This is a genomic window from Streptomyces sp. NPDC059787 (genome assembly GCF_042732315.1).
Lineage (GTDB): Bacteria > Actinomycetota > Actinomycetes > Streptomycetales > Streptomycetaceae > Streptomyces > Streptomyces atrovirens.
The window spans coordinates 173,080-198,971 of record NZ_JBHWHX010000006.1 but is presented as its reverse complement, the minus strand read 5'-3'; the positions used below and the strand labels follow the sequence as shown (position 1 = coordinate 198,971).

General features: G+C 72.9%; 21 protein-coding genes and 3 pseudogenes. 8 read left to right on the top strand and 16 right to left on the bottom strand.

Going from position 1 to position 25,892, the window contains the following annotated elements; genetic code table 11:
- The 6 genes and pseudogenes from ACFV5H_RS08305 to ACFV5H_RS08280 form a co-directional block, all read right to left on the bottom strand.
- Complete coding sequence (locus ACFV5H_RS08305; protein WP_385050780.1) at positions 1 to 795, bottom strand: class I SAM-dependent methyltransferase; 795 nt, start codon at positions 793 to 795, stop codon at positions 1 to 3.
- Positions 792 to 2,075, bottom strand: coding sequence for an MFS transporter (locus ACFV5H_RS08300; RefSeq protein WP_385193519.1), 1,284 nt, complete (start codon positions 2,073 to 2,075; stop codon positions 792 to 794). Before ACFV5H_RS08300 ends, ACFV5H_RS08305 begins: the two co-directional genes overlap by 4 nt.
- A 391-nt stretch (positions 2,076 to 2,466) precedes the next feature.
- A pseudogene (locus ACFV5H_RS08295) lies at positions 2,467 to 3,498 on the bottom strand (dipeptide epimerase); the annotation flags it as partial.
- Entirely contained in the window at positions 3,495 to 4,574 is a 1,080-nt protein-coding gene (locus tag ACFV5H_RS08290) for a PLP-dependent cysteine synthase family protein (protein WP_385193516.1), read from the bottom strand. The gene ACFV5H_RS08290 and the pseudogene ACFV5H_RS08295, both read right to left, overlap by 4 nt.
- The gene (locus tag ACFV5H_RS08285) at positions 4,571 to 5,422 is read right to left on the bottom strand and encodes a Rossmann-like domain-containing protein (RefSeq protein ID WP_385050772.1); all 852 of its coding nucleotides are present in this window, start codon (positions 5,420 to 5,422) and stop codon (positions 4,571 to 4,573) included. The genes ACFV5H_RS08290 and ACFV5H_RS08285 overlap by 4 nt, the downstream gene beginning before the upstream one ends.
- A complete protein-coding gene (locus ACFV5H_RS08280; RefSeq protein ID WP_385050770.1) occupies positions 5,419 to 6,675 on the bottom strand; it encodes an ATP-grasp domain-containing protein in 1,257 nt (418 codons plus the stop codon). The genes ACFV5H_RS08285 and ACFV5H_RS08280 overlap by 4 nt, the downstream gene beginning before the upstream one ends.
- Before the next feature lie 126 nt (positions 6,676 to 6,801).
- Between ACFV5H_RS08280 and ACFV5H_RS08275 the strand changes: the two genes are divergently transcribed.
- Positions 6,802 to 7,347: a GNAT family N-acetyltransferase gene (locus tag ACFV5H_RS08275; protein ID WP_385193513.1), complete on the top strand. Its 546-nt coding sequence runs from the start codon at positions 6,802 to 6,804 to the stop codon at positions 7,345 to 7,347.
- 90 nt (positions 7,348 to 7,437) lie between these two features.
- Here the strand turns inward: ACFV5H_RS08275 and ACFV5H_RS08270 are convergent, their stop codons facing one another.
- The gene (locus tag ACFV5H_RS08270) at positions 7,438 to 8,871 is read right to left on the bottom strand and encodes an MFS transporter (RefSeq protein WP_385193510.1); all 1,434 of its coding nucleotides are present in this window, start codon (positions 8,869 to 8,871) and stop codon (positions 7,438 to 7,440) included.
- A 102-nt stretch (positions 8,872 to 8,973) separates the two neighbouring features.
- On the opposite strand from ACFV5H_RS08270, the gene ACFV5H_RS08265 reads away from it, so the two are divergent.
- Positions 8,974 to 9,654 (top strand): MerR family transcriptional regulator, encoded by a 681-nt coding sequence (locus tag ACFV5H_RS08265; protein ID WP_385193507.1) that lies wholly within the window; start codon positions 8,974 to 8,976, stop codon positions 9,652 to 9,654.
- Between the two features lie 257 nt (positions 9,655 to 9,911).
- Here ACFV5H_RS08265 and ACFV5H_RS08260 read toward each other — a convergent pair whose 3' ends face one another.
- From ACFV5H_RS08260 to ACFV5H_RS08250, 3 genes are read right to left on the bottom strand one after another with little or no spacing between them, the layout of a single operon-like run.
- Positions 9,912 to 10,703 (bottom strand): DeoR/GlpR family DNA-binding transcription regulator, encoded by a 792-nt coding sequence (locus ACFV5H_RS08260; RefSeq protein WP_385050762.1) that lies wholly within the window; start codon positions 10,701 to 10,703, stop codon positions 9,912 to 9,914.
- Between the two features lie 25 nt (positions 10,704 to 10,728).
- Positions 10,729 to 11,733 (bottom strand): 4-hydroxythreonine-4-phosphate dehydrogenase PdxA, encoded by a 1,005-nt coding sequence (gene pdxA, locus ACFV5H_RS08255; protein WP_385050760.1) that lies wholly within the window; start codon positions 11,731 to 11,733, stop codon positions 10,729 to 10,731.
- The gene (locus ACFV5H_RS08250) at positions 11,730 to 13,022 is read right to left on the bottom strand and encodes a four-carbon acid sugar kinase family protein (RefSeq protein ID WP_385193504.1); all 1,293 of its coding nucleotides are present in this window, start codon (positions 13,020 to 13,022) and stop codon (positions 11,730 to 11,732) included. Before ACFV5H_RS08250 ends, pdxA begins: the two co-directional genes overlap by 4 nt.
- A gap of 155 nt (positions 13,023 to 13,177) precedes the next feature.
- Here ACFV5H_RS08250 and ACFV5H_RS08245 point away from each other — a divergent pair, with 155 nt between their 5' ends.
- From ACFV5H_RS08245 to ACFV5H_RS08225, 5 genes and pseudogenes are all read left to right on the top strand, one after another.
- Positions 13,178 to 14,203, top strand: a complete 1,026-nt coding sequence (locus ACFV5H_RS08245) for an aldo/keto reductase (RefSeq protein WP_385193501.1) — start codon at positions 13,178 to 13,180, stop codon at positions 14,201 to 14,203.
- A 154-nt stretch (positions 14,204 to 14,357) separates the two neighbouring features.
- Positions 14,358 to 15,137: an HpcH/HpaI aldolase/citrate lyase family protein gene (locus ACFV5H_RS08240; protein ID WP_385050755.1), complete on the top strand. Its 780-nt coding sequence runs from the start codon at positions 14,358 to 14,360 to the stop codon at positions 15,135 to 15,137.
- Positions 15,134 to 16,096: a phosphoglycerate dehydrogenase gene (locus ACFV5H_RS08235; RefSeq protein WP_385050753.1), complete on the top strand. Its 963-nt coding sequence runs from the start codon at positions 15,134 to 15,136 to the stop codon at positions 16,094 to 16,096. The genes ACFV5H_RS08240 and ACFV5H_RS08235 overlap by 4 nt, the downstream gene beginning before the upstream one ends.
- A gap of 93 nt (positions 16,097 to 16,189) precedes the next feature.
- Positions 16,190 to 17,608 (top strand): Nramp family divalent metal transporter, encoded by a 1,419-nt coding sequence (locus tag ACFV5H_RS08230; RefSeq protein WP_385193498.1) that lies wholly within the window; start codon positions 16,190 to 16,192, stop codon positions 17,606 to 17,608.
- Between the two features lie 7 nt (positions 17,609 to 17,615).
- Positions 17,616 to 17,726 (top strand): annotated as a pseudogene (locus tag ACFV5H_RS08225) (superoxide dismutase); the annotation flags it as partial.
- Positions 17,727 to 17,794: 68 nt separating this feature from the next.
- Here ACFV5H_RS08225 and ACFV5H_RS08220 read toward each other — a convergent pair.
- From ACFV5H_RS08220 to ACFV5H_RS08195, 6 genes and pseudogenes are all read right to left on the bottom strand, one after another.
- On the bottom strand, positions 17,795 to 18,985 hold the full coding sequence (locus ACFV5H_RS08220; RefSeq protein ID WP_385050749.1) for an MFS transporter: 1,191 nt from the start codon (positions 18,983 to 18,985) through the stop codon (positions 17,795 to 17,797).
- 5 nt (positions 18,986 to 18,990) lie between these two features.
- Positions 18,991 to 19,449 carry a GNAT family N-acetyltransferase gene (locus ACFV5H_RS08215; RefSeq protein WP_385193605.1) on the bottom strand — a complete coding sequence of 153 codons (459 nt, stop codon included), beginning with the start codon at positions 19,447 to 19,449 and terminating at the stop codon, positions 18,991 to 18,993.
- Between the two features lie 75 nt (positions 19,450 to 19,524).
- A pseudogene (locus tag ACFV5H_RS08210) lies at positions 19,525 to 20,727 on the bottom strand (type III PLP-dependent enzyme); the annotation flags it as partial.
- Positions 20,685 to 22,001, bottom strand: coding sequence for a DUF6271 family protein (locus ACFV5H_RS08205; protein ID WP_385193495.1), 1,317 nt, complete (start codon positions 21,999 to 22,001; stop codon positions 20,685 to 20,687). The gene ACFV5H_RS08205 and the pseudogene ACFV5H_RS08210, both read right to left, overlap by 43 nt.
- Positions 21,998 to 23,023, bottom strand: a complete 1,026-nt coding sequence (locus tag ACFV5H_RS08200; RefSeq protein WP_385193492.1) for a phytanoyl-CoA dioxygenase family protein — start codon at positions 23,021 to 23,023, stop codon at positions 21,998 to 22,000. Before ACFV5H_RS08200 ends, ACFV5H_RS08205 begins: the two co-directional genes overlap by 4 nt.
- Before the next feature lie 323 nt (positions 23,024 to 23,346).
- Positions 23,347 to 24,111, bottom strand: a complete 765-nt coding sequence (locus ACFV5H_RS08195; RefSeq protein ID WP_385193489.1) for a GntR family transcriptional regulator — start codon at positions 24,109 to 24,111, stop codon at positions 23,347 to 23,349.
- A 371-nt stretch (positions 24,112 to 24,482) separates the two neighbouring features.
- On the opposite strand from ACFV5H_RS08195, the gene ACFV5H_RS08190 reads away from it, so the two are divergent.
- A complete protein-coding gene (locus ACFV5H_RS08190) occupies positions 24,483 to 25,760 on the top strand; it encodes an extracellular solute-binding protein (protein ID WP_385050741.1) in 1,278 nt (425 codons plus the stop codon).
- Positions 25,761 to 25,892: the final 132 nt, after the last annotated feature.

Here is a 25,892-nt window from a genome sequence, read left to right as displayed (position 1 = left end):
TCAGTGTGTAGTCGTGCTGGTGAGACGGGCCACCACGTGCAGCCGGTCGGCGTCGGTGGTACGGCCGGGGAGCAGGCCCTCCTGCCAGGGCGGCTCGGTGCGCGGGCCCGGTCCGTCGTGGAGTTCCAGAACCTCGTAGCCGTGCGCGGCCAGCAGGTGGCGCAGCTCCTGCGGGAACAGCAGCCGCCACGCGGACCGCTGCTCGACGGGTGCCGACCCGTCGTCCGCGGTCCATACGCGCCTGCGGCGCAGCAGTTGGTCCGTACGGTCCACCGTGAGGGTGGTGACGGACCGGTGGACGGTGCCCTGCCAGGTGAACTCGTCGACTCCGGGCGTGTCGAGCAGGTCGGTGCGGCCGAGGAAGTACGCGCCGTTGCGCATCTCCGCGACGAGCAGGCCGCCCGGTGCCAGGGCGCGGCGGCAGGAGGACAGGAAGCCGTCGAGCTGGTCGTTGGTGTGGCAGTACAGCAGGGCGCTGTCCAGGCACACCACGGCGTCGAACTCTCCGTGTCCCAGGTCGAATCCGTACAGGTCGGCATGGACGTACCCGGGTCCGGGATGGTGGTCGCGGGCGTGCGCGAGCATCGCCTCGGAAAGGTCCGCGCCGGTCACTTCGCGGCCGGCGTCGTGCAGCCACGCGGCGTCGCGTCCGGTGCCGCAGCCCATGTCCAGCACCCGCTTCCCCGCCCCGTGCCGGCGCAGGCAGTCCTCCGCCCAGCGTCCGGCCAGCCGGCCGGGGTCGGGGAAACGGGCCTCGTAGAGCGCGGGGTTGTCGGTGAGCAGGTTGTCCGTCATGCCGGGGTCCTTCCTCGGGCGGGCGCGGGTGCGGCGGGCTGTTTCGGCGGCGCGGGCAGCGACCCCAGCCGGCGCAGCCGTACGACACCGAGCGCGGAGGCGAGTCCGGCCAGCGCGCAGCACGCCCACGGCAGCCATGGGGCGTCGCCGTCCCGCCCGGTGTCCATGGCCCAGCCCACGAGGGCGTTGCCGATCGCGGCGGCGACGCCCGAGACGACGTAGAAGATGCCGAAGTAGGTGCCGGTCAGTGCGGAGCGGCCGAAGGCGGGGACCATGTCCATCACGAACGGCTGGGCGGCCATCACCCCGAGGTACAGCAGCAGGGCGCCCGCCAGCACGGGCAGCACCCGCAGCACCGCGTCGGCCACGCCGTCCGGGCCACCGGACGCCGTGGTGACCAGGGCGGGCGGCAGAAAGGCCAGCGCCATGAGACCCAGCCCCGCCGCGATCCAACGGGCCCGGTCCCCACGCCGCTTGAGCGCGCGGGTCAGGCGCAACTGGAACAGCAGGCTGGCGACGGCGCCGACGACGAAGACCAGACCGGCGGCCCCGTCCCAGCCGGTGGCCCGCCGTGCGCCGTCGGGCAGCAGCAGGTACAGCTGGCTCTCCAGGGTGAACAGGCCGGCCATGGCGAGCGCGAACGCCAGGAAGGCGCGGTTGCCGAGCACCTCCCGCCAGTCGGCGAGCACCCCGCCCCCGCTCGGCTCGACCCTCCGTGCGGGCAGCACCAGGGCCTGCGCGACGGTCAGGACCGCGAAGATCCCGGCGGCGGTCAGCGCCGACGTACGGAAGTCCACGAGCAGCAGCGCGCTGCCCAGCAGCGGCCCGATCAGCGCGCCGGTGGTGGCGAACACGTTGAACAGGGCGAACGCCTCGGCCCTGCGCTCCTCGGCCTCCTGCGCGAGGTAGGCGCGGACGGCGGGGTTGAACAGCGCCCCCGCGAACCCGCTGAGGACGGACGCGGCGAGCAGGACGGCCAGGTGGTCGCCGAGCGCGAACAGCGCGAAGCCCGCGGTGCGCAGGGCACAGCCGGCGATGATGACGCCCCGTGCGCCGAGCCGGTCGGAGGCGGAGCCGCCGATGACGAACAGGCCCTGCTGGCTGAGGTTCCTGACCCCGAGGACGACGCCGACGACGGCGGCCGACAGGCCCAGGTTCTCGGTGAGGTGGGTGGCGAGGTAGGGGATGAGGAGGTAGAAGCCGATGTTGACGCCGAGCTGGTTGACCAGCAGGAGCCGAACGGCGAGCGGGAAGCGGCGTATCTCATGCCAGGTCCGCACGGCGCCCCTCCGGGTCCGCGCGGCGTTCCTCCGGGTCCGCGCGGCGTTCCTCCGGGTCCGCGCGGCGTTCCTCCGGGTCTGCACGGCGCCCCTCCGGGTCCGTACGGCGTCCCTTCAGGTCCGTGCGGCGTCGGTCCGGGTTCGCATGGCGCCCGTTCGGGTCCGTGCGGCGCCCCTCCGGGTCCGCACGGGGTTCCTCCGGGTCTGCACGGCTCCCGTCCAGGTCCGTACGGCGCCCCTTCAGGTCCGCACGGGGTTCCTCCGGGTCTGCACGGCGCCCCTCCGGGTCCGTACGGCGCCCCTCCGGGTCCGTACGGCGCCCCTCCGGGTCCGTACGGCGCCCCTCCGGGTCCGCACGGCGCCCCTCCACGTCCGTGCGGCGCTCCTCCCGTGGCTCGACGCCCAGTCCGGGCAGGCCGCTCGTCCTCACCCGGCCGTCCTCGCCGCCGATGCCGGTCCACGGGTCGTGTGCGAGCAGCAGATGGCCGTCCAGGTCGGCCCAGCGGGCCCGGTCGGCGAGGTGCGCGGCGGGTGCGAGTCCGAGGCTGCTGGCGGTCAGACAGCCCAGCATCAGCTCCGTGCCGCTGCCGTCGATCAACTCCGCGATGCGCAGGGCCGCGTGCACCCCGCCGCACTTGGCGAGCTTGACGTTGACGCCGTGGACGCGCCCGGCCAGCCGGCGTACGTCCTCCAGGTCCACCGCGTCCTCGTCGGCGACGACCGGCAGCGGTGAGCGTTCGGCCAGCGCCGCCAGGGCCTCCGGGTCACCGGGGGCGAGGGGCTGTTCGACGGCTTCGACGCCGAGTGCGGCGAACCGGGGCAGCAACGCCTCCGCCTGTCCCGTGGTCCAGGCGCCGTTGGGGTCGAGCAGCAGCCGCGCGCCCGGCACGGCGTCCCGTACGGCCCGTACGCGCTCGACGTCCTCCTCGGGATCGGCCGCCCCCGCCTTGACCTTGAGCACCTCGAAGCCGCTCGCCACGAGGGAGCGGGCCTGCGCCGCCGCGTGGGCGGGGGACGTGATGCCGATGGTGCGGGCGGTGGCCGCGACCGGCGTGTCCTCGGCGCCCAGCAGCCGGTGGACGGGCCTGCCCGCGCGCTTGCCGACGAGGTCCAGCAGGGCCGCGTCGACGGCGGCGGTCACGGCCGGGGGAGCGCTCCCGGTGGCCGACTCCCCTATTCGCAGGGCCTCCAGGACGGTCTCCGGGTCGGGAAAGCGGGCCAGCTCCGCGCCCACGGCGGTGAAGTGACGTCCGAGGCTCTCGGCGTCGAGCCGGTAGTAGACGCTGCTGACGGCCTCGCCGTGACCGGTCACGCCCTCGTGCTCGACGCTCAGCCACACGGCGTCACGGGCGGACATCGTCGAACGGGATATCCGCAGCGGCTCGGTGAGTTCGAGGCGCACGGTGCGCAGGCCGGTCCTCACCGCTTCTCCTCCGGACGGGCGAGCGGGTCGGTGACACGGGTGCACCGCGCCCAGCCGGTGGCCTCGGCCGCGTACGGGTGCGGGATCTCCACGGGACGGGTGGCCGCGGCATCCGGGTCGACGCCGTGGGCGGTGGTGAAGTCGTCGTCGTAGACGGTGGAGAGGTAGCGGTGCGGCCCGTCGGGGAAGACGGTGGCGACGACCGCGCCGGGGTGGACACGGGCCGCCCACGCGGCGACGCGGGCGACCGCGCCGGTGCTCCAGCCACCGCTGACGAAACTGCCCCGGGCCAGCCGGCGACAGCTGTCCACGGCCTCGGCGGGGCCCACCCAGTGCACCTCGTCGAAGGCGCCGTAGGCGACGTTGCGCGGATGGATGCTGCTGCCGAGGCCGCGCATCAGCCGGGGCCGGGCGGGCTGGCCGAAGATGGTGGAGCCGGTGGAGTCCACGCCGATCAGCCGCAGCGCGGGCCAGTGCCGGCGCAGCGGCCCGATGACACCGGAGCTGTGCCCGCCGGTACCCACACTGCACACCAGGACGTCCAAGTGGTCCACCTGAGCGGCGAGTTCGGCGGCCAGGGAGGCGTAACCGGCCGTGTTGTCGGGGTTGTTGTACTGGTCGGGCCAGTAGGCGTCGGGCAGCACGGCGAGCAGTTCGCGCAGCCGGGCGAGGCGCGCGGCCTGCCAGCCGCCCTGGGGCGCGGGCCGGTCCACGATCTCCAGCCGCACCCCGTACGAGCGCAGTAACTGACGTATGGACGGCTCCAGTTCACTGTCACCGACCAGTACGACGGGATGCCCGAGGGCCTGTCCGGCGAAGGCGAGTCCGATGCCGAGGGTGCCGGAGGTGGACTCCACCACCGGGGCTCCGGGCCGCAGTTCACCGCGTTCACGGGCGCCCATCAGCATCGAGACGGCGGCCCGCGCCTTCATCCCGCCCGCGGCGAGCCCTTCGAGCTTGGCCCAGAAACCGGGGTGCGGTCCGGGCAGACCGGCGGTGATCCGGACGAGAGGGGTGCGGCCGAGCAGCGTGAGCAGTTCCGGGCGGGCGGCGGACCGTACGGCGGCGGTGGTCACCGGGTGCCTCCCGGACGGTCGGCACGGTAGCGGTGGACGGTGCCGGGGCCGCCGTCCAGCCAGAAGAAGGGGTACGGTTCCGCGCACACCGCGCTCACCCCGTGACCGAGGAAGCGGGGGAGTACGGCGCTGCCGGTCTGGGCGAACATCACCAGCTGCTTGTCGTGCCGCAGCGCGTGTTCCCGCAGCGCGTCGAAGGTCCCGTTGCCCAGCGTCATCCCGGACACGAGCAGCGCGTCGCACCGGCCGGCCGCGCCGAGGGCGTCGGTGACGACCGGCTCGCCCCACTCGGTGACCCCGCCCTTGAGGTCGCACGGAACATAACCCAGCCCTCGTGAACGCAGCGCCTCCAGCAGGGAGTTGACGACACCGACCACGAGCACCGTCGCGCCGGGCGGCAGGACGAGCAGCCCGGCGACGGCCTCGGCCCGGACCCGGGACTTCTCCAGCGACGTCCCGGCCGGCAGGGCGACGGGCCGCGCCCCGTTCTCCGGGACGTGCGGGGTGACGTGCATCAGGTACGCGTCGAGCGCGGCGACCCGCACCGGCGGCATCGGATGCTCCAGCAGGCGGGCCACGTCCGCGCCGGCGCAGTCCTCCACCGCGCCGTCGGGCAGCGCGCCGGGCTCGACCGCGCAACTGCCGACGGCCTCGGCGAGGCGCAGGCTGAGCACCTCGTTGCGGTAACCGGTACCGCGCCCCTCGTGCCGTACCGCCTGCCGGGTGGTGAAGGCCACGGAGATCCGCAACCCGGCCGGATCCGGACCGAGTCCACCGGTGCGGGCGAGCGCCAGGAGTTCGTCGTACGTCGTCGCCGCGCGGGCGGACGCCGGGGCGGCGGGGCTCATCGGACCACCAGCCCGGACCGCACCTCGTCGAGCAGGGACTCGACCCGGGCGCGGGCGCCGGTGCCGGCCGGGTCACCCGCCATCACGTGCCCCAGGTACTCGTTGTTGCTGCCCGCCGCCTTCACCTGCCGCCCCGGCTCGGCGAGTTGCACCTCGAGGACGTCCGGCGCGCTCGGCACGAGCCCGGCGTCCAGCGCTTCGAGCGTGCCCGTCGTCTCCGGTACGAGGAAGCCGATGGCGGCACTGCGCAGTCCGGTGTCCGTCCGCCGCAGATCGGGCGCGCGGCCCAGGGACACGTCCACGAAGGCCGCGGCGAGGTCGAGGCCGGTGACATGCCGTATCAGCTCGGTGATGCGGTTCCCGGCGGGCCGTGGGTTGACCTCGACCACGCGCGGCCCGGCGGAGGTCAGCTTGATCTCGGTGTGTGCCACCACACCGTCCGTCAGGCCGAGCGCCTTGAGCGCGCCGAGCGCGGTCTGCTCGGCCGCCTCGGCGTCCGCGGACGACAGGGCGGCGGGGAACATGTGGCCGGTCTCGATGAACGCGGGTGCCCCGCCGACGCTCTTGTCGGTCACGCCGACGACATGGACCGCGCCCGCGTGCGACACGGTCTCGACGCTCACCTCCGGACCGTCCAGGAGCTCTTCGAGCAGCACGACGGGTGTCCGCCGCTGCCCGCGCGCGTTGACCGGGAACTCGCCCAGTGCCTTGACGGCGGCGGCGAGTTGCTTCTCGTCGTCCACCCGCCGTACATACATGCCGGCGCACAGGTCGACGGGCTTGACCACCAGCGGGTAGCCGATCTCCCGTGCCGACCGGGCAAGTTCGGCCCACTCCTCGTGCACCGCGAACCGTGGACCGGGCACCCCGGCGTCGGCCAGGACCCGGCGGGTGGCGTCCTTGCGGCAGGCGTTCCCGACCGCCTCGGGAGCCGGTCCGGGCAGCCCGAGCCGGGCGGCCGTCCGCGCCACCACCGGCAGGTAGTAGTCACACGACGTGATCACCCCGTCGAAGCCCAACACGGAGTGCAGACGCTCCACTCGGGGCAGCAGGGTCTCGGTGTCGTTGGTGTCCGCGGTGATCACATTGCGCGCCCCGAGCAGCGGGTGCGCGGCGCCCTCGGGTGCCGAGCGCAGGTAGTGGTGCAGGTCGCGGGTGAGGAACGTGAACTCGTGTCCGCCTTCCCGGATCGCCCGTGGCAGCAGCCTGCTCATCGATCCGACCCAGCTCTCGACCACCAGCAGATGAGCCACGGCTCCCCTTTTCGTGTCGTCGCGTACGGCACGGCCCTGACGACAGGGCCGCGACCGACGACACGATATCGGTAATCATTTTCATTGTCAGGTACTGTGAGGGCCCCGATACGGAAGGACCTCGCGATGAGTCGGACCGCGCCCGCCGGTTACACCGTGCGCCCCGCGACACCCGCGGACACCGACGGTGCCCGCGCCGTCATGCTCGACACGTTCTACAAGGAGTTCGGATACGGCTACGTGCCCCGCTGGCACCGGGACGTGACGGACCTCAAGGGCACGTACCTCGACGACCCCCGCCACATCCTGCTCGTGGCGGTCCACGACGGCGAGGTGGTCGCCACCACCGGCGTGCACTCGACGGGCCCGGCCCACCCGCCCCACCCCCGCTGGCTGGCCGAACGCTACCCGTCCGGCACCACCGCCCAGCTGGCCCGCGTCTACGTCCGCCCGGAGCACCGGCGCCGGGGCCTCGCCCGCACCCTGGTCGACGCGGCCTGCGACTTCGTCGTGAACACCCCCGGCTACGACTCCCTCTACCTGCACACCAACGTGGACGTCGAGGGCGCGGAGGCCTTCTGGCGCAGCACGGCCAAGGAGATCTTCGACGCCCGCACCACCGGCGAACACGGCCCGGGCGTGTCCACGGTCCACTTCGAGATCCCGTTCTGACCGGGAGGGGGCGGGCGGCGCTCTCGTGCGTCGTCGATCGTCTCGTCCGGTGGGCGGTTCACCCGGTACCGGGCGTGGAGGGGCCGGGGTTCAGCGGGTCGCCGGGCTGGGGGCCCGGTCGGGTCCGTGGTCCTCGGGCGCGAGGGCCGGGGCGGTGGCGGCGGGGCGGGGGATGGCGAGGGCGCACAGGGCGCCCGCGAGGACCACGGCGACGCCGATCCAGATGCCGGGCTTCATGCCGTCCACGAACCCCTGAGCGGTGCGGTCGTCGCCGTAGCGCATGAAGACGCTGCTCAGGATGGCGGTGCCGAGGGCACCGCCGATCTCGCGGACGGTGCTGTTGGCGCCGGACGCCTTGCCGCGGTGCTGTGGTCCGACCGCGCCCAGCACCACCGCCGCCGTCGGCGCGAAGACGAGGCCCATGCCGACGCCCGCGACGATCATTGCGCCGACCATGCGCGCGTACGGGGTGTCCGACGTGGCCACCAGGTTGATCCAGGCCAGTCCGGCCGCCTGGAGGAAGAGGCCGAGGGCCATCAGCCGTCCGCCGCCCACCCGGTCGGTCAGGGCGCCGGCGACCGGCGCGACGAACATCGGCATCAGGGTCCAGGCCAGCGTGAGCACACCGGCCTCCAGCGGGGTCCGTACGGGCGCGACCTGGAAGAACTGCGCCAGCAGGAAGATCGACCCGAAGACGCCGAAGTACATGCTCGCGGAGACCAGGTTGGAGAGGACGAAGGCCCGCTCGCGGTAGAAGGAGAGCGGGAGCAGCGGCTGGGCCGCCCGGCGTTCCCACAGCACGAACAGGGTCAGCAGGACGGCTCCGCCGGTGAACGCCGACAGGACGGGGCCCGAACCCCAGCCCTCCTCCTCGCCGTTCACGATCGCCCAGACGGCCGCGAGGAGCCCCACCGTGGCGAGGAGCATGCCGGGCAGGTCGAGCCGGGTGCCGGCCAGGGAGCTCTCCCGGAGCACGGACAGCACCAGCGGGATCGCCACCAGGCACACCGGGACGTTGATCCAGAAGATCCACTGCCAGTCCAGGCCGTCGACCACCGCGCCGCCCACCACGGGCCCGAACGCCACGGCCGTACCGCTGACCGCGGACCACAGCCCGAGGGCCAGACCACGCCTGCGCTCCGGCACCTCCTCCGCGAGCAGCGTCAGCGACAGCGGCATCACGGCCGCCGCGCCCATCCCCTGCAACGCCCGCATGAGAATGAGCTGTTCGCTGCTGCCGGCGAGGCCGCAGCCGATCGAGGCCAGGGTGAACACCGCGATCCCGGCCACGAAGACCCGGCGCCGGCCGAACCGGTCACCCAGCGCCGCCCCGGTCAGCAGCAGACAGGCGAAGCTGAGGACGTAGGCGTTGACGAACCACTGCAGCTCCTCGGTGGACGCGTCGAGGTCGACGGCCATGGTGCGCAGCGCGGTCGTCACCACCAGGTTGTCGAGCGCGACCATGAACATCGGCAGACTGCATGCGAGGATGACCGACCATAACGGCTTTTTGAGAGTGCTCATGACAATACCCCCGTCACGTGGGAAGGGTGAGCCGACCGGCTCGACCTGTAATGGATAGTAGTGCGATCCGTTATCCGTTAGCCAGTGAGTAAGCGAGGATCTGTGAAAATCTCGGAACTCAGCCGCCGCAGCGGCGTGTCCATCCCCACGATCAAGTACTACCTACGGGACGGGCTGCTCCCCCCGGGCCGGGCGACGGCCGCCAACCAGGCCGACTACGGCGAGGAACACCTGCGCCGCCTCCGCCTCATCCGCACGCTGGTCGGCGTACGGCGGCTGCCGGTGGGGGCGGTGAAGGAGATCCTGGGTGCGGTCATGGAACAGGACGGCGACCTGCACCAGATCTTCGGCATCGTGACCGACGCCCGCCCCGTCACCCAGCAGCAGAAGCAGGCGCGGGAACAAGAGAGGCAGGAGGCGGGCGAGGAGACGGGCGGCGTCACCGACGCGCGCGAGCTGGTCGCCGCGATGGGCTGGGAGGTGCACTCCGGCACCGCCGCCATACGGAGCCTCGGTGAGGTCCTGGACGCCCTGTCGGACATGGACTCGGGCATCGACTGGCGGTCCCTGCTGCCCTACGCGCGGCTGGCGGACCGTGTCTCGGAGCTGGACGTCCAGCAGATGGAAGGCGTGTCCGGCGTGCTGGAGCTGGCCGAACGCGCGGTTCTGGTCTCGGTCCTCCTGGAACCGGCCCTGCTGGCCATGCGCCGCCTCGCCCAGGAGGACAAGTCGGCCCGCCTGTTCAGGACCGGCCCGGACGAGGACGAAGGGGAGGGGGAGTGACGGAGGCCGGGTGAGGGGACCCTCGGTGGACCGCCGTCCACTGTCGCCGTCCGCGGGCAGTCGTGCCTCCCCCAGTGCCTCAAGGGCCTGGGAGGTGCCCCAGGGTGATGGGGCCCCGCCCGAGCGCGGCCGAGAGTGGGTGAGGGGGCACCTCCCGCTCATGGGGAGGAGCCGGGAGCGGGGGAGGCGCCCCGCACAGGCCGGGCCGCGCGAACACCCTCCGCCCCACACCGGCACAGAGCACCCGGTACCGCCGCTCAGCCCTCTTGCAGCGGTACCGGTTCCGCCAGCACCACCCGCGTACCGCGCTCCGTGAACGCCGCCACGTCGGCGTCCGTCGCCGAGGTGTCCGTGACCAGCGTCCAGCCGGCCGGCAGCGTGGCCCACGCGTGGAACGGTGCCCGCCCCAGCTTCGCCGCGTGCGCCAGTACATACGTCCGGGCGGCCCGCCGGGCCATCAGCTCCTTCAGCCTCGTCTGCCGCAGGTCCGCCTCGCAGATCCCGCCGTCCGCCGTCACCCCGTCCGCGGACAGGAAGACCCGGTCGAACGTCATCCGCTCCAGCGCCGCCTCCGTCAGCGGTCCGACGAACGCCTGGCTGAGCGGCCGCAACGTCCCGCCCAGACACTCCACATGAACGGACTCGACGTCCGCCAGCTCGTGCAGTGCCGTCAGACCGGTCGTGGCGACCGTGAGGTCCTGCGCCGTACGCAGTTCGTGCGCCAGCGCCCCGACCGTCGACCCGGCGTCCAGCAGCACGGTCTCGCCGGGCTGGACCTGCGACGCCGCCCACCGGGCGATGGCCCGCTTCTGCTCGTACGCCTCCGTGGTGCGCTGGCGCAGCGACGCCTCCGGGTGCGCGTTCAGCGCCATCGCCCCGCCGTACGTGCGGGCCAGCCGGCCGTCGGCGGTGAGCCGGGCGAGGTCGCGGCGGATGGTGGAGGCGGTCACGCCGAAGTGCCGGGACAGTTCCTCGACACTGGCCAGGCCGGTGGTGGTGGCGAGTCGCAGGATCTCCTCGCGCCGAGCCTGGGATCCGTTGGGCGGCATCAAGTGTCCTTAGCGGTACGTGGATTCAGCGGGCGGTGGACATCTCGGCGGCCTGCCGCAGCGCCTCGATCATGCTACCGGCCTCGGCCTTCCCCGTACCGGCGATGTCGAAGGCCGTGCCGTGGTCCACGGAGGTGCGGATCACCGGGAGGCCGACGGTGAGGTTGACGCCCGCCTCGATGCCGAGCACCTTGACCGGGCCGTGGCCCTGGTCGTGGTACATCGCCACGATGAGGTCGTAGTCGCCCCGGGAGGCCAGGAAGAACGCGGTGTCGGCGGGCAGCGGGCCGCGCGCGTCGATGCCGTCGCGGCGGACCTTCTCCAGCGCGGGGACGATCTTCTCCTCCTCCTCGCCGTAGCCGAACAGGCCGTTCTCGCCTGCGTGCGGGTTGATGCCGCAGACGCCGATGACGGGTGCGGCCACCCCCGCCCGGACCATGGCCTCGTGGCCGCGGCGCACGGTCCGCTCGACCAGGCCGGGCTCGATCCGGTTGACGGCGTCGATGAGGCCGATGTGGGTGGTGACGTGGATGACCTTCACCTTCTCGGTGGAGAGCATCATCGACACCTCCTCCACCCCGGTGAAGTGGGCGAGCAGTTCGGTGTGTCCGGGGTAGACGTGCCCGGCGGCGTGCAGCGCCTCCTTGTTGAGGGGGGCGGTGCAGATGCCGTCGATCTCACCGGCGAGCGCCAGCTCCGCGGCCCGCTTGACGTACTCGTACGCGGCGTTGCCCGCGGCGGCGGACAGCACGCCCCAGGGCAGGCCGGCGGGGAGCAGTCCGAGGTCGACGACATTGATCCGGCCCGGTGCGGACTCGGCCGCCGCCGGCGTCGGTACGGTCACGATCTCGCACTCGGTGCCGAGGATCCGGGCCGCTTCCCGCAGCCGGGCGGCGTCACCGATCACCACCGGCCGGCACCGGCCCAGCGTCGCGGCGTCCAGCACCGCGGGCACGATCACCTCGGGCCCGATACCGGCGCCGTCGCCCATGGTGACACCGATGAGGGGGAGGGGCTGCTGCGCGTTCACTGGGTGACTCCTTGCTGAGAGGGGCGGAGTGCCGCCGCGATACGGACGAACGAGTCCGGGCCGCCGAAGCTCCCGGGGCGGGTGACGACCGAGCGGCCGTCGTCGGTCCTGCAGTGCACGGCGCCGTGGTGGATCTCGCCGACGGGCCGGAGTGTCGTGATACCGAGCGAGTCGAGCACCCGGCGGGCCGTCTCGCCGCCGGTCAGGACGAGGTCCGGACGTCCCGGCACCGCGGAGACGGCCCGCGCCAGTCCGGCCACGACCGCGCGTGCCGCACCGGGCCGGACACCGTCGGACCCGTCGACGGACAGTACGGTCACCGTGCCGGTGGCGAGTTCGGGCAGTACGACGGAGCCCGCCCCGGTCAGTTGCCCGGGCGTCAGCGCGAGGTGCCGGGCCCCGCCCTCCACCAGTCGGGCGACCTGTTCACTCACAACCGGCTCCGCGCTCCCGGCAACGATGAGCAGCGGCCGAGCGGCCGTGGGCCCGGCGTCCGTCGACGAGCCGTGCGCGCGCCGCGCGGCGAGCCGGCGGCCGAGGGCCGCCGCCAGGCCGCCGCTGCCCAGGAGCCGGGCACCCGGGCCGAGCAGTGCCGCCGCGGCGGCGATCACCGTCAGGTCGGTGTCGGTCTCCGCGTCGCAGACCGGGTGCCGTCCGCGGGCCGCCAGCTCCCGGAAGCGGCCGGCCAGCGCGATGGGGCCCTGCCGTACGGACTCCAGCGGTACGTCCGCGGTCGGCAGCGGTGCCAGTGCCCCGGCGACGGACCGTGGCGCGACGCGTTCCTCCGCGCGCCAGGCGGCGCACTCGTGCAGCGGCACCCCGTCGACCAGCACCACGCCCCCGCGCACCACGCGCCGTGCGGCGGGCAGGGCCGTCGCGATCACCAGGACCTCGGCCCCTTCCGCGAAGGCGGCGGCCTCCGCGCCGACCGGCCCGCGCAGCAGCGAGTCGCACTTCTTGAACCAGAGCGGACTGCCGTACGACTCGCGGGAATTGACTGCGCGAAACGCGCGTGATCCGGCGGTATCCGTGTCCGTACGGGCGCCGACGGCGGCCGGGGGCCTCCGCGCCGCGCGCACCGCGGCCCGCACGGCATCGGCCGCCGCCTCGTCGTCCAGGTACCGCGAGTCGAGGTCCACCACCACGGCCTCTCCACCGGCACCGGATACTCCCAGGTCGTCGGCGTGCAGCACGAGCCGCGCGGGCAGCCGGAGCAGCGCGGCGGCCTCCGCCGCCCCCGACAGGTCGTCGGCGAGCGCGACGACCGCGGTGTCGTCCCCACGGCACACGCGGACCTCCTCCAGGAACTCGGTGAACTCGGTATCGCAGTGCCCTGATGATGACATAGCTTGCGCGATTCGCGCGAGACTCTTGCGCATAACGCGCAGTCATGCGAGCGTTCACCCACCGAGAAGCCACCGTCCCGCACCGGAAGGAACCGCTCGTGAGCACCGGCACCCGCCCCGGCCCGCACGGAAGCCCCCAGGGAAGCGCGCAGGGAATCGAGCTCCCGCCCGTCCCCGTACCGCTCTCCCGCCTGGTCCTGGGCACCATGACGTTCGGCGACACCGTCGACCGCGCGGGCGCCGCCGCCATGCTGGACACCGCCCTCGACGCCGGCCTCACCGGCGTGGACACGGCCAACGGCTACGCGGGCGGCGAGAGCGAGCGGATCCTCGCCGGCCTGCTGCCCGGACGCCGGGACCGGATCGTGCTCGCCACCAAGGCCGGCATCCCGCACCCCGACCAGGGCGAGCACGCCCCGCTCTCCCCGGCCGGCCTGCGGGCCGCCCTCGACGGCAGCCTCGAGCGGCTCGGCACCGACCACGTCGACCTCTTCTACCTGCACCAGCCGGACCGCCGTACGCCGCTCGCGGAGACCCTGGCGACCGTGGCCGAGTTCGTCGCGGAGGGGAAGATCCGCGCGCTCGGCGTGTCCAACTTCGCCGCCTGGCAGATCGCCGAGCTGACCCGCACCGCCGACGAGGTCGGCGCCCCGCGTCCCGTCGTCGCGCAGCAGCTGCACAACCTCCTCGCCCGCCGGATCGAGGAGGAGTACGTCGAGTACGCGGCGGTGAGCGGTCTGCGCACCATGGTCTACAACCCGCTCGGCGGCGGCCTCCTCACCGGCCGGCACCGCTTCGAGGCCGACCCCGCCACCGGCCGCTTCGGCGACTCCAAGCTCGCCGCGATGTACCGGGAGCGCTACTGGAACGAGGATCTCTTCGCCGCCGTCGCACAGCTCACCGCGATCGCCGACGAGGCCGGCCTCCCGCTCACCGAACTCGCCCTGCGCTGGCTCCTTGACCGTCCCTCCACCGACGCCCTCCTGCTCGGCGGCTCCCGGCCGGAACACCTGCGGGCCAACATCGCCGCCGCCCAGGCCGGCCCGCTGCCCGAGGACGTGACCGCGGCCTGCGACGCCGTCGGCTCCGCGCTGCGCGGCCCGATGCCCGCCTACAACCGCTGACCGCCGCCCCCGCCAGTCCGGAGCCCCCTCGTGACCGCCGCCGCGCAGGCCGATCCGCTGCCCGAGGACGTGACCGCCGTCGGCTCCGCGCTGCGCGGTCCGATGCCCGCCCACAACCGCTGACCGCCGCACCCCATCAGCCCGGAGACCTCCCATGACCACCGCCGCGCACTTCACCGCCGCCCTGCGTGACCGTCGCCCCCTCATCGGCTACTGGTCGCTGCTCGACTCGCCCGTCGCCGCCGAGCGTCTCGCCCGGCTCGGTTACGACTACCTGGCCTTCGACGCCCAGCACGGCCTCTTCGGCTACCAGGGTCTGCTGAACAACCTCATCGCCACCGACACCCGCGGCTCCACCGCCGTCGGCATGGTCCGCGTCGAGGCCAACGACCCCACGTACATCGGCCGCGCGCTCGACGCGGGCGCCGCCGCCGTCATCGTGCCGCTCGTCGACACCGCGCAGGACGCCGCCGACGCGGTCGCCGCCGTGCGCTACCCGCCGCACGGCCGCCGCTCCTACGGCCCCATGCGCGCCCAGCTCCGCATCGGCCCGGACCCGGCCGACACCCACGAGCAGACCGCCGTCCTCGCCATGATCGAGACCGCCGACGGGCTCGCCAACGTCGAGGAGATCTGCGCCGTCCCGGGACTCGACGGCGTCTACGTCGGCCCGTCCGACCTGCGCCTGGCCATCGGGGGCAGGACCTCCACCGACCCGGACGTGGCCGACGCGTTCGAGCAGGCCCTCACCCGGATCCGCAAGGCCGCCGAGGCCGCCGGCATCGCCGCCGGCATCCACAACGGCGACGGCGCGAGCGCCGCCCGCAGGCTCGACGAGGGCTTCACCTTCGCGTCCGTCGCCGCCGACGTCGTCCACCTCCAGCAGATCGCCGCCACCCACCTGGACGCGGCGCGGAAGGGCGGCCGGGCATGAGCACACCCACCACCCGCACCACCCTCATCACCACACCCACCTTCGCCCGCCACTCGCCCGACCCCTGGGCCCTCCTCGCCGACGGCGGCGCCGGCCCGGTCCGCCCGTACGACGACCGCGCCCTGCCGTACGACGAACTGCTCGCCCGGATATCCGGCGCCGACGCGCTCGTCGCCGGCATGGACCCCGTCACCGCCGAGGTCATGGACGCCGCCCCCCGGCTGAAGGTCATCGCCAAGCACGGCGTCGGCACCGACACCATCGACGTCGCCGCCGCCCGCGACCGCGGCATCCCCGTCGTCTGCGCGCCCGGCTCCAACTCCCGGGCCGTCGCCGAGTACACCTTCGGCCTCGTCCTCGACGCCGCCCGCCGGATCAGCGCCTCCCACACCGCCGTCACCGGGGGCGGCTGGCCCAAGCTCTTCGGCCCGGAACTGCACGGCAGGACGATCGGCGTCGTCGGCTTCGGCCGCATCGGCAGGCTCGTCGCCGGTTACGCGCGCGCCTTCGGGATGAGCGTCCTCGCCCACGACCCGTACGTCCCCGACGACGCGGTGACCGCGGCGGACGCCGAACCCGTCACCCTCGACGCGCTCCTCGCCCGCGCCGACGTCGTCACCCTGCACCTCCCGCCCGCCGGCGCACCGCTCCTGGACGCCGCCCGCCTCGGTGCCATGAAACCCGGCGCGATCCTCGTCAACGCCGCCCGCGGCGGCCTCGTCGACGACACCGCGCTCGCCGCCGCCCTGCACTCCGGGCACCTGGCCGCCGCCGCGCTCGACGCCTTCGCCGTCGAACCCCTCCCGGCCGGCCACGTCCTGCGCACGGCGCCCCGGCTCACCCTCACCTCCCACATGGCCGCCTGCACCCCGGAGGCCAACCGCGCGATGGGCCTGATGGTCGCCGAGGACGTACTCCGTGTCCTCGCCGGTGACCCCCCGCGCCACGCGGCCGGCTGACCCCGCCGCCGACCCGCCACCCCCCATGCCGTTACCCGCCCTGTTTGCCTTCCGCTCCGGCGACGGCGCCGGAACCAGCAAAGGAACACCGCCATGTCGACCACCGCCACCGCCCCAGCGGCGGAGCACGCGCAGGCCGATCCGTACGCCCTGCGCCCCGAGGACGCCCGCCCGGCACCCACCGCCTTCCGCGACCGGATCCGCCATCTCGGCCCCGGCTTCGTGCTGTCGGCCGCCGTCGTCGGCTCCGGAGAGCTGATCACCACCACCGCGCTCGGCGCCCAGGCCGGCTTCGCCCTGCTGTGGCTGGTGATCGTCTCGACCGCGGTCAAGGTCTGGGTCCAGATGGAACTGGCCCAGTGGACCATCCTCAACGGACGCACCGCGCTGGAGGGCTACCGCGAGGTCGGCCCCCGCATCGGCCGGCTGAGCTGGATCAACTGGCTCTGGATCGGCATGGACTTCGCCAAGATGTTCCAGCGCGGAGGCATCATCGGCGGTACGGCGGCAGCCTGTTCGGTGCTGTGGCCGGTCATCGGCGAACCGCTGAGCTGGGGCTCCCTGGCGCTGTGGGCCGTCGTCGTCACGGTCGCCGCCGTCCTGCTGCTGCAGTCCGGCAAGTACAGCCTCGTCGAACGCGCCTGCCTCGTCTCCGTCGTCGTCTTCACCCTGGTCACCGTCAGCCTCGCGGTCGGCCTGCCCGGCACCGGGTTCGGCTACGACGGCAGCGAACTGGGCAGCGGCTTCGGCTTCGAGATCCCGGCCGGCACCGTCGGTATCGCGCTCGCCGTCTTCGGCATCACCGGCGTCGGCGCCGACGAGATGACCACGTACACCTACTGGTGCCTGGAGAAGGGCTACGCCCGCTGGACCGGCCCGGACGACGGCAGCGAGGAGCGCGCCCGCCGCGCCGAGGGCTGGATCAAGGTGATGCGCCTGGACGCCCTCACCGGCCTCGCCGTCTGCGTGCTGTGCACCCTCTCCTTCTACGTCATCGGCGCGGCCGTGCTCCACCCGCAGGGCCTGGTGCCCGAGGGCAACGAGATGATCACCACGCTCTCGCGGATCTACACCGACACCATGGGCCCCTGGGCCGAGTACCTGTTCCTCGTCGGCGCGTTCGCCGTCCTCTTCTCCACCCTCATCGGCTCCACCGCCTCCGTGCCCCGGCTGTGGACCAACACGCTCGGCCTGCTCGGCGTCGTCGACTGGAGCGACGTCCGCGCCCGCACCCGCACCATCCGCGTCCTCACCTGGTGCCTGCCGCTGCTGTGGACCTGCTTCTTCCTCTGGATGCAGTCACCGGTCCTGATGGTGCAGATCGGCGGCATCGGCGGCGGCGTCTTCCTGCTCGCGGTGGTCGTCGCCGTGTGGCGCCTGCGCCACACCGGAGTGCCGAAGCGCTTCCGCACCAACCCCTGGCTCACCGCCGCCCTCGTCCTCAGCAGCGCGGCCATCCTCTGCGTCGGCGTGTACGGCGTGCTGAAGACGCTCGGAGCCGTGCCGGAGTAGCCGCCCGCCCCGGTCGGGCCGGCTGGTCGTCGAGCAGGTCCACGACCACCGGGGCGACGTCGGCCGGGGCTCCACCCCCGTCCTCGTCCTCGACGCCCGGGAGCACGCCTTCCATTTGATGCTCGCGCCGTGACACACGTCGAAGGGCTCCCGCACGGACCGTCCCGTGCGGGAGCCCTTCGACGTTCAGTGGGGCACCGGCTCGCCCTCCCGCTCCTTGAAGCGGACCCACCCCGAGCACACCGCCACCAGCACGGCGGACGCCGCGACCACCGCCATGCCGGTCGTCAGATCGGTGTGCCCGGCGACGAAACCGATCAGGGCCGGGCCCGCGAGGAGGCCGGTGGTGCCCATGGCGGCGACGAGGGCGAGGGCGTCCGGGCCCTCCGCGGCGGCGGCGACGTAGAGGCAGGGGGTCACCGTCGCCATGCCCAGGCCGACGCAGGCGAAGCCGACGAGCGCGGGCCAGGTGCCGCCGGTCAGCAGCGCGAGGGCGAGACCGGTGCCGGCCATCGTGCTGCCCACCCGCACCATGCGCGCGTCGCCCCACCGGTTGCGCCAGCCGTCGCCCAGCAGACGGGCCGCCACCATCATCACCGAGACGACGGCGATGCCCAGCGGCGCCAGCCGCCCCGACGCACCGGCCTCCTCCGTCAGATAGAGCGCCGACCAGTCGTTCATGGCGCCCTCGACGACCGTGCCGAACACCATGGCGCAGCCCAGTACGAGAGCCGTGCGCGAGGCGCCCGTCAGGCTCCGCAGCCCCTTCTTCCCGCCCCCGGCCGGCTGCTCCTCGGCCTGGGGAGCAGGCGCGTCGGTGAGCACCCGGGGCCTGGAACCCGCCAGCAGCAGCACCCCCAGCCCCGCCGCCACGGCGAAGTGCGCGGTCACCGAGTGCGTCACGGTGTTCACCCCGGAGGCCAGCAGCGCGCCCCCGAGCGAGCCCCCGCTGAACGTCGCGTGCAACTGGGCCATCGCGGCCCGCCCGTAATGGGCTTCGAGAGCGGCGCCCTGCGCGTTCATGGCGACGTTCAGACAGCCGACGGCCATACCGTCGAGGAGGATCACCAGCAGGGCGAGCGGATAGCTGCCGGCCGCGGCCAGCACGGGCAGCACCGCCGCCAGGGCCAGCGCGGACCACAGTGCCAGCCGCCGGGCGCCCAGCCGCCGCATCAGCGGCGCGACCAGCGGGAAGGACACCGCGGCCCCGACCCCGGCGGCCATCAGCAGCAGCCCCACCTCCGTCCCGCCCAGGTCGAAGCGGTCCTTGAGGGCGGGCAGCCGGGAGGCCCAGGTGGCGTACTGGAAGCCGAGGAAGGAGAACAGGGCGGCGATCGCCAGTTGGTCACGGCGGAAATCGCCGAGGGTGGGCAGCATGGGCGTCAGGACCCCTCTTCCGGGCCGCCGGAGCGGTCGTACCGCACCGGGCGGGACATGTAGGCGGCGCCGTCGCCGTAACCCCCGTGGAGCTCGGCCTCCGGCTCGGGCAGATAGCCGTGACCGGCCCAGAAGCCCGCCGTCCCGCCGACGGCGACCAGCGAGATCCGTTCGTACGACGACCGCCGGGCGACCGCCGTGAGATGCCGCAGCAGTCTGCTGCCCAGCCCCCTGCCGCGCAGATCGTCCGCGATCACGAGGTCGTGCAGATGCAGATTGCCGGAGTCGTACGCCCGCTCCTCCGGCCGGGTCAGGTCCGGGTACCGGAAGCGGGGGTAGGGCAGGGCGAGCACGTAGCCGGCGACACGGTCACCGGTCTCCAGGACGAAGCAGGTCTCCGGGGAGGCCCGGCCCCGGGAGCGGAGCGCCTCGACGCCCTCGGACAGCGAGGCCGGCGCGTACACCTCGGCCTCCAGCGCGGCGATCCGCGGCCAGTCGTCCTCGGCGATCGCGCGGACGCGCACCTCCGGGGTGTCACCGCCCACGCAGACGCGGGGGAGCGGGCCGAAGCCGTTGAAGCCCTCGGTCGTGTAGCTGGCGGCGTACGCGCCCGCCGACAGCACCCAGACCGGGTCGCCCGACGCGACCGCCCTCGGCACCCGTACCCGGCTGTGCTCGTGGGCGTAGGCGTCGTCACTGTCGCAGGTGGGACCCGCGACCACGACCGGCACCAGGTCGGCGTCGGACCCGTCCGGGTGGGACGGGAAGACGAGCGGGTACCGCACCTGGTCCATCTCGTACAGGCCGTTGAACTTCCCGCAGCTCAGATACAGCCAGTGCTCCCGCTCCCCGTCCGGTCCGCGGCGGGACGTCAGCCGGGAGACCTGGGCCCGGACCGCTCCGTGGTCGGCCACCAGATGGCGTCCCGGTTCGACGATGAAGGCCAGGGGACGGGGGGAGAGGGACGTCAGCCGCTCCATGCCCTCCCGGAGCACGGCGAAGATCTTGTCCAGCGGGGGGTCGAGCCGTTCACCCCGGCGGTCGGCATAGCCGAGCGCCGGCAGGCCGCCGCCGAGGTTGACGTGGTCCGGCACGATCCCGCGGCCGTGCAGCGACGCGAGCACCTCGGCGAGGGCCGCGAACGCCTGCTGCCACGCCTCGGCGGTCATCTGCTGCGACCCGACGTGCACCGAAAGACCGGCGGGGACCAGCCCTGCGTCCCGCGCCGCCGCCAGCACCCGTACGGCGTCGTCCGCCGAGCACCCGAACTTCCGGCTCAGCCCCCACAGCGCACCCTCACCGCTGGTCGCCAGCCGGCAGAACACCCGTGCACCCGGCGCGTGTTCGACCAGCGCAGCCACGTCCTCCACACTGTCCGTGGCGAAGTCCCGCACACCGATCCGGTACACCTGAGCGATGTCCCGGTCGGACTTGACGGTGTTGCCGTAGTGGACCCGGTGCGCGGGCACGCCCGTCGCCAGCGCCCGGACGATCTCCCGGGGGCTCGCCGCGTCGAAACCGGCGCCCCGGCCGGCCAGACAGGCCAGGACCTCCTCCACGGGACACGCCTTCATCGCGAACCGCACGTCCACTCCGGGCAGTTCGGCGGTCAGCGCGTCGTACCGGGCGGCGATCCCGTCCAGGTCGTAGACGAGCGCGTCCTCGGTGGCGGCCGCGAGGGCGGCACGCAGGGCCGCGGTCACCGGAGAGCGCCCCGGCCCGCCTGCACGAGGGCCTCCCAGGCACCGATCAGCAGCACGAAGTCCTCGGTGTCGAGCGCGGCCTCGTCCAGCAGACGCTCCCGGTCGGCCGTCATGCCGCGCGCGAACTCGGCGTACTTCCCGCCCAGTCGCCCGTACGCCGCCGCGACCGTGTCCAGCCGCCGCTCGTTCTCCGTACGGTCCAGCCGCACGCTCTCGGCGAGGAACGCGGCGAACGGCGCCGGGTCGAGCCGCCCGCTCTCGTCCAGCAGCGCGGCGCCCGCGTCGGCCATCCGCTCGTAGACGTAGTGCAGGTACAGCATCGACAGCAGGAACTTCACGAACCGCGTCTGGTACGCCAGGAAGCCGGCGTGGGTGCGGCGCTCCCCGGTGTAGTAGTTCTCGATGTGCCGGTTGTGCAGGACACCGGGCAGCGCGGCGTCGTGCACGGCGTGGATGAGGAAGTAGTCGCTGCCGATGGTCGCGGTGGCGGGCGGCAGCGGCAGCCGCTCGTACACGTCCCGGTCGAAGGCGATGTTGGACATGTCGACGCACATCGGGTCGACCAGCGTCAGCGTCGAGTGGTCGCCCGTGAAGGGCAGCATCCCGGCGCCCTTGAAGGACTCCTCGACCAGTTCCCGCTTCTGCTCGGCGGACCAGTGGCCGGGCGCCCACAGGGCGACGACCTCGTCGTACACCTCCTTGTCGAGCTCCCGGATCCCGCCGATGTCGACGGAGAGCTCCCCGATGAAGGAGGCGCCCACCATGGAGACGGGCCGGTCGGCGGCCGCGGGGTCGAGCGTCACCTCCGACACGCCGGCGAAGGCGTCACGGGCGCGCTTGCCCAGGGAGGTCAGTTCGTGGTGGATGGGATGGACGGGCTTGCCGTCGAAGACCTGGTAGCCGCAGTCGGAGTCGCGCCGGTGCAGCGAACGGCAGTCCAGCGCCGCCGCGATGAGGAACGCCCGGTTGGTGCAGGCGCCGTACGAGAGCGCGTCCGGGAGCATGAGGTCGAGGATCCGCTCCGGTTCCGGGAGCGCGGCCCGGTCGATGGCGCCCCGCAGGAAGTCCCGCTGGGCGGACTCGTCGAGGTGGTGCACGACGACGCCCGCGGCCCGGGGGAGCGCGGCGACCGTCCGGGCATGGGCTTCGCGGGTCCGCTCGTCGGAGGAGTCGAGGATCAGCAGATGCACCTCGACGTCGAAGTGCCGGGCGGCGTACGAGGCTTCCCCGCCGATGGCGGTGATGGTCGCGGAGCACTCCCGGTCGGTGGGGAGGCTCAGGCATATCCGGTGCATGTCGGCTTCCTCACTCATCGCGTCGACTCGTGCCAGGAGTCCAGTCCCAGCAACTTCCGTCCCAGGCCGTTGAGTTCGGCGGGCCCGTAGCGCAGGGACTCGTGCTTCACGGCGTCGCCGAGCAGGGTCGCGTTCCACTCCGGGGTGCTGAGCGTGCGCCAGGACTCCACCCGTGAGCGGCGCAGCTCCTCGTGCTCCTCCAGGGCGGGCATCATCGACAGGTACTGCACCGCGCGCACCCCGTCGGCCGAGGTGTTGGGCGCCACGCCGTGCGCCAGCATCCCGTTGAAGATCAGCAGATCACCGGCCTTGAGCCGGGGCCGTACGACGGGGAACTCGGTGCGGTCGGCACCCGGACGGATCGGGTCCCGGTCGGCGGGCTGTGCGACCTTCCACTCCTCGAACCGGCGGAAGAGCTCCGGGGAGCACTGGAAGCCGCCCTGGTCCGGTTCCGTGTCGGTGAGCGCGATGATGCCCTGCACCCGCTGCGGCGGCACGCTCGCCGTGGTGTCCACGTCCCAGTGCAGCTCGATGTCGAACCCCTCGTCCGTGGGGTCGATGAGGGAACGCGAACGGTTCCGCACATTGGGCGGGTTGAGGTTGAGCCGGTCCAGGGTGACCCACAGCTCCTCGCAGTCCCACACGTCCACGAAGGCGTCGTAGACCCGCTGTGCCTGCCGGCTGTCCCAGATCAGCTGGTGCTGGTACGCCTCGACGAAGCCGTAGACGAACAGGTCACGGTCGAGGTCCGAGCGGAAGGCGCGCTCCTCGTACCAGGTCTCGGGGCGCTGCGGGTCGAGGCCCTGGAACTCCCAGGCGAACTCCAGCAGCAGCTTGGCGGCGTCGGGGGAGATCGCCTCCGGCACCACCACGTGGCCGTGGTTCTGCCAGGACGCGAACTGTTCCTCCGAGAGCACCCGCAGCGGCAGGTCCTTGGTCAGGTGCCGCAGCTGCGTCCCGGCGAGGTAGGTCTCACCGTCGGCGCTGAAGTAGGGGCGCTCGGAGGGGGCTCGGTGTAAGAAGCGGTGGTGCGTCGTCATGCGGTACTCCGGAGATCGGGATCACTCACGGCATGCGGACAGGAGGAAGGCGGGAGCCGGCGGAAAGCCGGTGCCACGACGGCCCGGCGCTTCCCGCGAGAACCTCGGCGGCGGCGATGTCCGACGAGCGCGCCGGCCGGTCGCGGCAGGCGTCCGGGATCACTTGTGTGACATCGATGTCGCCCTGTGCACCGGGCGTGCTGCCGACTGGTTCAGACCACTGGGATGGTGGACTGGACCAATGGGGCCTGTCAAGGAACGACCTTCCGTCACGGCGTCGCAACTGCCCCGGAGGAAAGTGGTGTTGAGTGTGAACCGCCCGGTCAGGGCCCCGGACGAGTCAGCGTCGCCGTGAACTTGTAGCGCGAGCCCCGGTACACCGAGCGGACCCACTCGACCGGCGTTCCCGTCTCGTCCCGTGAGTGGCGGGACAGCAGCAGCATCGGCAGGCCCACGTCCGTGGCGAGCAGCCCCGCCTCCCGCGGTGTCGCCGGGCAGGTCTCGATGGTCTCGTCGGCCTCCGCCGGCCGTACCCCGTACACCTCGGCGAGGGTGGTGTAGAGCGAGGTGTAGCGGGACAGGTTGCGGCGCAGCCGGGGGAAGCGCCGGTCGGACAGGTGGGTCGCCTCGATCGCCATGGGCTCCCCGCCGGCCAGCCGCAGCCGCTCGATGCGCAGCACCCTGTCCCCCGGATCCACCTCCAGCAGGACCGCCAGCTCCGCGTCGGCGGCGATGTACCCGATGTCCAGCACCTGCGAGGTGGGGCTCAGTCCCTGTGCCTGCATGTCCTCGGTGTACGAGGTGAGCTGGAGCGTCCGGTAGACCTTCGGGCGGGCGACGAACGTGCCCTTGCCCTGGATCCGGTCGAGCCGGCCCTCGCCGACCAGCTCCTGCAGGGCCTTGCGGATCGTGGTGCGGGAGGTGCGGAACTCGACGGCGAGCAGGCGCTCGGCCGGCATCGGGGCGCCCGGGACGCGCTCGTCGGTCATCTGCAGTAACCGCTGCTTGATGCGGTAGTACTTCGGTACGCGCCCGATACGGCCCGGCGCCCCCGTGTCGGCCTGGGCGCTGCTGACGTCCGTGCTCATGACCTGCCTCCCGGCTGCGGTGTCCGGCGCGCGGACGGCAGGTGCCGACCGCGGTGCACGTCGGCGGACGGCCGGGTTCGGCGCCGCACGCTCGGCGATCCCGTTATAACGGTGGGTTCTCACTTTGGTCTAGTCCAAGCTTCGACCCGTCCCTCTTTGGGTGGAGTTCTGCGCTCCGTCGGAGGCGTCGAAGCCGTTATCCAGGCGTGAGTTCACGACCCTTGACAGAGCCATAGGTCTAGGCCAAGCTCCCCTTGCTGGTCTAAACCATTTAGAGGAAGCCGGGTCCCAGCCCGCCGAGCTGTTGCGCCGTTGTGGGGGTCACCGCCGAGGGCGTGGGTGAGCAAGGCATTCCTGAGGAGGGGTGGCGCGTGAAGCGCAAGCTGATAGCCGCGATCGGGGTCGCGGGCATGCTGTTCTCCGTCGCGGCGTGCGGCGGCGACGACGGCGACGGCGACAAGAAGGCCGGCGCGGACGGCTACGCCGGCGAGACGCTCACCGTGTGGGTGATGGACGGCTCCTCGCCCGACGACTGGCAGGCGGACCTCGCCAAGGAGTTCGAGGCGAAGACCAAGGCCAAGGTCAAGTTCGAGAACCAGCAGTGGAACGGCATCCAGCAGAAGCTGACCACCGCCCTGTCCGAGGAGAACCCGCCGGACGTCTTCGAGATCGGCAACACCCAGACCCCGGCCTACGCCAAGACCGGCGGCCTCGCCGACCTGGGCGACCTCAAGACCGAGATCGGCGCCGACTGGACCGACTCCCTCAACAACTCGTCCGTCTTCGAGGGCAAGCAGTACGCGGTGCCGTGGTACTTCGCCAACCGCGTCGTCGTCTACAACAAGAAGGTCTGGGCGGACGCGGGGCTGAAGGACACCCCCAAGACCCGCGACGAGTTCCACGCCGCCCTCAAGACGATCGGTGAGAAGACCGACGCCGAACCGATCTACCTGCCGGGCCAGAACTGGTACCACTTCGTCGGCCTGGTGATCGGCGAGGGCGGCGAGCTGGTCAAGAAGGACGGCGACAAGTACGTCTCCAACCTCGCCGACCCGAAGGTCGCCGCCGCCACGGAGACCTACAAGAAGTTCCAGGCGCTGTCCGAGGCCCCCAAGGACAAGGACGAGGCCACCCCGCAGCAGGCCGAGATCTTCGCCAAGGGCAAGACCGGCTCGTTCATCGGCATGGGCTGGGAAGCCGCCACCGCGATCAAGGCCAACCCGAAGATCGAGCAGGACATCGGCTACTTCACCATCCCCGGCGCCACGGCCGACAAGCCCGAGGGTGTCTTCCTCGGCGGCTCAAACCTCGCCGTCGCCGCGGGCAGCCAGAAGCAGGAGCTCGCCAAGGAGTTCCTGAAGATCGCCCTCTCCGACAAGTTCGAGGGCGCGCTGGCCAAGGCCAACGGCGTCATCCCCAACAAGGAGTCGCTGCAGAGCAACCTCGAGGGCAACGCCCCCGCCGAGGCCGCCGCGCCGGCCGCCGCCGTCGGCGGCACCACGCCGCTGATCCCCGAGTGGGCCGCCGTCGAGAACGACCCCAACCCGATCAAGACGTACCTGACCGCCGTCCTGAACGGAAAGTCCCCGGCCGATGCCGCCAAGCAGGTCGAGGGCGAGTTCAACAAGCGCCTGGCGCAGCAGCAGTAGGCGCGCGAGCGCACGGATGGGGGCGGGGGGCCGGCACAAGCCCCCCCCCCCCCCCGCGGCCCCGCCCCGAGGAGCCCGGTTGCCCCAAGCACCCCCGGACAGCCCGCCCCCCCGGCACCTCCAGAAAGTACC